Raw genomic sequence first — 7,256 nt, 5'->3', positions numbered from 1 at the left:
TTGAAAGTTCAGTAATATATGGTTGACCGTTTGCATCCATTGCAGGTTTAACTTCAATAATATTATCTTTATTAATTCTCTCTACCTGATTTCTCTCCAAATTACACTTGTGGTATATATCATCAAGGCAATTCAGGATAATGCTTTGCGCTTCTGAGTATATTTCATTATACATGAAGTTAATAACATCAGTTGGTTCGTACTTGACCGTTAATGTTCCCTCTTCAACACTGACATAGTTATCAAACTCTTCAGGAGATCCGTTAACAATATCTTTCGGCATTTCATGAAGGTATAGCTGAACTTCATTATCGTCATTGAATTCTTTCTTTAATCCGTAACCGTGAGCACCGATTTCCAAAAATATAGGTTTAATGTATTTGCCAATACTTTTATCCCAACGTTGAACAGGTTTAATAAGACCTTCACCGTCAACCATTCCTCCCTGCAGAATATTTTTAGCTACTTGAGAAATGTCAATTTTTCTGGCCCATAAAATCAAAGTTAACTTTTGCTCTTGAGATAACTTATTTTCCTTATCAACAAGAACCATATTAACATTAGCTTTATCAATTCTGTTTTTCAATATTCCTGAAGTGTAACCGTCAAGCTTTACAGCATATCGAGCATTAGCTATTGTCTTATTAATAACTGGTGGAAGTGCATCAGGCAAGTCAAGACCTGTGTTGATTCCGTCAGTTCTAGGTTGCCTTTCATCTTCACCCCAATAGCTGCGCTTGGTGTTGTACTGCTCCACACGATTATTCAGTAATCTTGTTTTGATGTAATCTGTAATTCCCATATTAATCATTTCCAAATATTATATTATTTATTATATTTTTTATATAAAATAAGTAATAAAATTAATGTATTCTTTGAAATGACTTATTTTACAAATGTTCCCATTTGTACAAACAACATATGTGCAAGTATAATCATATGCATAAGTAGAGATTAAAAAGATATTAAAAAATCAACCATGCCTAAAAAATTAAAATATAAAAAATTAAAATATAAAAAATCTAACAATAATAGAAATCAAGAAATATCAAAATTAAGAAAGCATGTTTCTTGATTTATCAATTATGTAAATTAAACAGCACAGGGGCACACAATGTACAATCATTACGAATTAGAAGAAAATATTATTATAAAGATGCTGCAAGAGCTTTCAATTGCTCGATTTGGTCTTCCTTGCCCTTGACTGCTCCAGGAACATTGTTGCCTTCAAGAGTTATTATTTCTCCAGTTTGGAAACCTAATCCTCCAAAAACATTCATCTGTGTGTTTAAAGATCCAATGAACATTTCAACCGGCGCTGCACCATGTGAAGCTATAATGTGTACCTTTTTATCTGCAAAAAGTTTTCCATAAGTCTCATTCATGAAATAGGAGTATAACCTGTCAATTACGGTTTTTGCCTGTGCAGTTATATCGCAGAAGTAAATTGGACTGCCGAAAAGGATTATATCAGAATCCTCAATCTTTTTGTAGATGTCCTGCATGTCATCGTTTAAGGCACATTCGCCGTCATGTTCTTTGCAGTATCCGTCTGCTTGACAAGCAGAAATTGTCAAACTGTTTACATTAACAATTTCTCCATCTGCGCCGTTGGATTTTGCTTCATCAAGAACAATTTCCAAAGCTGCTTTCACGTTACTGTCCGGCCTGGGGCTTGCATTAATTCCTAAAATTTTCATTACAATCACCAAAATATTTTAATAATTACATATATTTTTTTATATAAAACAAGTAATAAAATTTTTGAAATAGGGGGCAAATTTAAAAGTAATAAAAATATATATGCTTCTTAGTTTTATATTATTAATTGAGAGCTAAAAGTAGTAAATATTTTGTATAGTATACTGGCAAAATCCATTGTATATAATTTATGCGTTATTTGGCTTATTAGTTATTTATATTAAGTTTTTTCTTCATTAACTTAATATAACTTATTTTATGATTTTATTATGCGCAATAGGTTTATATTTTTAAAAAATGAGTCTTTTTTTAAGGAATTAATTTGGCCTTTTTTGGAGGGTGTTTATATTTTGTATAGTTTTTTCAGCATATTGACTTCATATTTTGAGTAAATTCTTTGAAAATTATTATGCAAAATAGTTACTATCTATTTCATATTCTATGTTTTCCATTAACATAATGTTGATATTTCTATAATGTTTTTTTTCAGATTTGAGGTAATGATTCTCGAATAGAGTATATTTTTCTAATGTGATATGATCTTTGAGATTAAATCAACATTTACAATGGAGGATGTTAATGTGTAAAATGCTTCATGAAATTGAAACTAAAATGTGTTGTTGATTTAATTGAGGATTATGATAAAATTAAAAAGAAAATTGAAAGGATTATTTAAAATAACCTTTCAGGATCAGTTAAATATTCTTCTGTCTTTTCATAGAACAGTTTGAAATGCCATCCGAATATAAAAACATGACTAGCTGTTAATGAAATGGGTATTTTTCCGTCAACAAGTTTTCCCCAGCTGATTACCGGCATTATCTGATTGGGACTTGCAATTATGTTTGTCATTGAATCAAAGTCAATCCATGGAATGCAAGACAAGTTTGCAATTGGAAGTTCATCTCTCATCATAGGCTCAACCAGAAACTGATTGTCCTCAATGTTGGTTTTCTTGTTTTCAACATAATCATTCCATTTATAGATATCTTCAAACTCGGACGGAGGAAGTATCTCAATTTCTCGAATGCTATAATCTTCCTGCATTATCGGGCTGACGGCATTGAGGTAGTCATATTCAATGACGTTACCGTCTCTGATTCTTAATTTGAATTCAGGTATTTCATTTATAGCTTCCAAAATGCAGGCAGCTGTCAGATTAAAGAAAGGAATGTTTTTTCTTTTGGACAGTGTATAGCATTCATCTGCTTTGACTTTAACAGTCATTGAGTATCTTGATGTTAAAAAATCGCCGAAGGGCAATTCATCCTCTTTGATGTCTGTTATCTTATATTTCATGCTTTCACCATTTTCCCCAGATAATTGTTTGCATAGACTATAGCTACCAGTCCGCCGATTGTGTATCCTACAAGTATTCCGAACCATACTCCGTTTATTCCCCAATTTAAAACTATTCCAAACAGCACTGCAAAGACTGTTGCACATATTGCCTCTCGGATAACCGTAAAGACGAGTGAGTGTGTTCCCTTGCCCAGTCCCTGGAATACATATGTTGAAATGATTCCTCCAGGAAATACTATAAAGAACCATGCGAATATGTGGAAAAATTCAATAGTCGGTTCCAAAAGTCTTGAACTTGCTCCATATGAGAATATGTATGATATTTGTGGTGCAAAGACTAAAAAGATTATGAGTGCCACCACACCAAGCAGTGTTGCAATTTTCATTGAATAATCATAAGCAACTTTCATATTCTTGAAGTTCCCCGCTCCGTAGTTTGCAGCAACAATTGATATCAGTGCAGTGGAAATTGCCATCATGGGCTCAGTGGCTAAAGTAACCATCCTCCAGCCATTTTCAAATACTGCTACAGAATCAGTTGTTGAAACCGCTAGGATTATGAAATGCATTATCGCCGTAATGCATGTGATGAAAATCATCTCACAGATTGATGGAACGGCCACCTTAAGCATATCCTTCATGATAAATGATTCATAATCAAAATTTGTCAATGTCGGATTCAAATAGGTGTCCTTTTTGATGTAAATCCAATATATGATTATTGCAAGCACAATAGCTAAAGACAGTATTGTTGAAAGAGCCGCTCCGAACATTTTCATGTTGAAAGTGTATATGAAAATCGGATCAAGCACCATGTTTACTATTGCGCAGAGAACCATAACATACATTGTCCTTTTGGTGTCTCCTTCGGATCTTAAAAGTCCGTACAGTGCATTGGGCATTACTACAAATATGCTTGCGATAAAGTAGATGTGGCTGTAGTCAAGCGCATAGCTGAGACTTGCACCTCTTGCTCCCATCAGCATTAACAGTTCCTTTGCAAAGACTGAAAATATCACTGTGACAATGACTGAAAAGATTAAGGACAGTATCACTCCGTGAGCTGCGGAATTGTCTGCTAACTTATCGTTTTTCTCCCCGATGTATTTGGAAACGACTGATGTTATTCCAGCACCCAGGCTTGTTCCTATGCTTATTATTAAAAATTCCAACGGTATTACAAATCCAACGGCTGCAAGCTGGTCTGCACCGAGGCCCGCTACCCAGAATGAATCAATGATATTATATAATGAAATTACCATCATTGATAGCATTAAAGGCAATGATAATTTCAAAACTGCTTTTTTAGGGTTTCCCCTCAATAAATTTACTCCCTGTGTTTCTTGTTTAATAGAATCTCCCATAAGATTGGTCTCCTTAAATAAATTGTTTTAAGTGTTAAATTTTGAAAAACTATCGAAAGCAGTAGCTAATGGTGTTTATCTAACCAAAAGTTCTAAGATAGTTTTTGGTATTAAAAAAAGTCTTTTATAATCTTGGGGATGCCACTACACAAATACACATAATAATAGTTATGGATTAATTTAATATTTAAAAATTTTTACCATCTAAACTGTGCCTCTTTCAAATACATTGTTGATTTAAACTCATAAGTAAAAAAGTATTATTCTTTCCCCACTTTAAAACACCAAATATTTTGATAAGATTTATAGGAACTGATACAAAATATTATAATGTAAGAGCGAAAAGTAGTAAATATTTTGTATAGTATACGGGCAAAATCATTTGTACATAATTTGGGTCTTATTTGGCTTATTGGTCATTAATATTAAGTTTATTCTTTATTAACTTAATATAACTTATTTTATGATTTTATTAAGTGTATATGTTTATTTTTTTAAAAAATAAGTCTTTTTTTAAGGAATTAATTTGATCTTTTTTAGAGGTATTTATATTTTGTATAGTTTTTTTAGTATATTGACTTAATATTTGGTGAATTTCTTTGAAGAATTTTTATGAAAAGCATTCATCAATTATGTCATCATGTTTACAGAAACACTTCGCAGAGTATAAGTTTTTCGAGGTATAATTCTTGATGTTTGCATTTATTAAATCAAAAGTAATTTTATAATTTTAATTTTAATAACTCTCCTTTCTCATTAACGTGGAGGTTATCAAAATTCAATTGATTTTCAAATCTGCAGATACATCAACTCCTTTAAAAGCAAGTTTATATTAACAAATGTGTATAGTTAATGTTTTATTTGGGGACTATGGTGAAAAATACCAAGTCTTCATCACAAGATACCAAAAGGAATTGAACATTCAGGACAATATGGATAGTGTATGCATCATAGGAATAGGATATCTGATAAGACCAAAAGGCTGCCTGAACAGATGGGGGTGGATCTTGAGGATAAAATCCACTATAATGAATGGTAACAGATTATAATAAATTATTTAAATTATAAAATGGGATATATTTAAATATATTGTTGTTATTCACAACACTTTTTTCTTGAACGATTTAACATTGAAATCTTAATAAAGGTGATTAAATGAATGATATAAAAATAACAAATGAATGGGACAAAGTATTTCCCAAATCAGACAAAGTGGAACATGAAAAAATCACATTCCATAACAGATATGGGATTACATTAGTAGCAGATTTATATAAACCTGTCGATGCGGAATCTAAACTTCCGGCTATTGCAGTTAGCGGACCTTTCGGTGCAGTTAAAGAACAATGCTCAGGTCTTTATGCACAGACATTAGCTGAAAGAGGATTTTTAACAATTGCATTTGACCCTTCATTCACCGGTGAAAGTGGGGGCGAGCCAAGATACATGGCATCACCAGACATCAACACTGAAGACTTCCAGGCATCCATTGATTATTTAATTAGCAGAGATGATGTAGACAGTGAAAAAATCGGTATGTTAGGTATTTGCGGATGGGGAGGAATGGCATTAAATGCAGCTTCTCTTGATACAAGAGTTAAAGCAACAGTAACATCCACAATGTATAATATGAGTCGTGTAGGTGCGAATGGATATTTTGACGAAGGAGACAGTCCGGAAGCAAGATATGAAATGAAAGTACAGCTCAATAATCAAAGAAATGAAGATTATAAAAATGGTGAATACTTAAGAGCAGGTGGAGTTGTAGATCCATTACCTGATGATGCTCCATTTTTCGTAAAAGATTATCATGATTATTACAAAACTGAACGTGGATATCATAAAAGGTCTTTAAACTCCAATGATGGCTGGAATGCTGTTGGTACAATGTCTTTTATTAACCAGCCAATTTGTGAGTACAGTGATGAAATTCGCTCAGCAGTTTTAATTATTCATGGTGAAAAAGCCCATTCATGCTATATGTCAAAAGACGAATTTGAAAAGTTAACTGGAGACAATAAGGAACTGTTAATCATTCCTGATGCCGTTCACACAGATCTCTACGACGATTTGGAAATCATACCATTTGACAAAATAGTCAGTTTCTATAATGAACACTTCTAATAAAGGTGAGGAAAATGCATGATAAAAGAATCATGCTGATGATTACTATAATTCTGACATTATTGGGCATCATGGCAGTTGGAGCTATTGGAAATACTCAAAACTCGACTGCCGATTCTGGAAATGATGTATTAAATGATAGTTATGGAGAATATATGAAAATTGAAGTCAACGGTAAAGTTTTAAATGTAAAACTGGAGAATAATGAAGCTACAAAAAATTTAATTGAAAAATTAAAGAATGGTGCTATAAAAATAAATGCTAAGGAATATGGGGGGTTTGAAAAAGTCGGAGATTTGGGATTCTCACTTCCAACCAACGACACCTATATCAAAACATCTCCCGGAGATTTGGTGTTGTATCAGGGAAATCAAGTTTCATTATTCTATAATTCAAATTCTTGGAATTATACCAAATTAGGCGAAGTTCAAAATGTCAGCGAAACTGAGTTGAAAAATATTTTGGGAACCGGTGATGTGGAACTGGTTTTAAGCTTATAACTGCATTGAATGAACTTATTTTAATTTTTGTGGCACTGGTGCCACAATAATCTTTTTTTACATTTTATCTTATAAACATAATTTACAAAATAAAAGTAATAAAAATATATATACTTCTTGTTTGTATATTATAATTTGAGAGCGAAAAGTAGTAAATATTTTGTATAGTATACGGGCAACAAGATTTTTAAATGATTTATAGTCTTTATAATATCTATTAAACTTTAATATTTGTTTCATCAGATAATAACTTAGTATCGGTTAT

Annotated in this window: 7 protein-coding genes; 3 read left to right on the top strand and 4 right to left on the bottom strand. The window is 32.1% G+C overall.

Translation table 11 applies throughout. From position 1 onward, the window contains the following. The 4 genes from IJI93_RS02270 to IJI93_RS02255 all read right to left on the bottom strand — a co-directional run. Nucleotides 1-802: hypothetical protein (locus IJI93_RS02270; RefSeq protein WP_292819295.1), on the bottom strand; the 802-nt coding region annotated here is incomplete at its 3' end. A gap of 346 nt (nucleotides 803-1,148) precedes the next feature. Beyond that, the gene (locus IJI93_RS02265) at nucleotides 1,149-1,700 is read right to left on the bottom strand and encodes a flavodoxin family protein (RefSeq protein ID WP_292819292.1); all 552 of its coding nucleotides are present in this window, start codon (nucleotides 1,698-1,700) and stop codon (nucleotides 1,149-1,151) included. A gap of 673 nt (nucleotides 1,701-2,373) precedes the next feature. Continuing rightward, the gene (locus tag IJI93_RS02260) at nucleotides 2,374-3,000 is read right to left on the bottom strand and encodes a CatA-like O-acetyltransferase (protein WP_292819289.1); all 627 of its coding nucleotides are present in this window, start codon (nucleotides 2,998-3,000) and stop codon (nucleotides 2,374-2,376) included. Then, a complete protein-coding gene (locus tag IJI93_RS02255; protein WP_292819286.1) occupies nucleotides 2,997-4,367 on the bottom strand; it encodes an MATE family efflux transporter in 1,371 nt (456 codons plus the stop codon). The genes IJI93_RS02260 and IJI93_RS02255 overlap by 4 nt, the downstream gene beginning before the upstream one ends. A gap of 839 nt (nucleotides 4,368-5,206) precedes the next feature. Here IJI93_RS02255 and IJI93_RS02250 point away from each other — a divergent pair. The 3 genes from IJI93_RS02250 (at nucleotide 5,207) to IJI93_RS02240 (ending at nucleotide 6,991) form a co-directional block, all read left to right on the top strand. Beyond that, nucleotides 5,207-5,416: a hypothetical protein gene (locus IJI93_RS02250; RefSeq protein WP_292819283.1), complete on the top strand. Its 210-nt coding sequence runs from the start codon at nucleotides 5,207-5,209 to the stop codon at nucleotides 5,414-5,416. Between the two features lie 106 nt (nucleotides 5,417-5,522). Next, nucleotides 5,523-6,491 (top strand): alpha/beta hydrolase, encoded by a 969-nt coding sequence (locus IJI93_RS02245; protein WP_292819280.1) that lies wholly within the window; start codon nucleotides 5,523-5,525, stop codon nucleotides 6,489-6,491. Nucleotides 6,492-6,505: 14 nt separating this feature from the next. Beyond that, nucleotides 6,506-6,991: a cyclophilin-like fold protein gene (locus IJI93_RS02240; RefSeq protein WP_292819277.1), complete on the top strand. Its 486-nt coding sequence runs from the start codon at nucleotides 6,506-6,508 to the stop codon at nucleotides 6,989-6,991. The last annotated feature ends 265 nt before the right edge of the window (nucleotides 6,992-7,256 follow it).

The sequence above is a fragment of the Methanobrevibacter sp. genome (assembly GCF_017431965.1).
Lineage (GTDB): Archaea > Methanobacteriota > Methanobacteria > Methanobacteriales > Methanobacteriaceae > Methanocatella.
The sequence above is the reverse complement of the archived record's forward strand: the minus strand, read 5'-3'. Positions and strand labels throughout refer to the sequence as shown.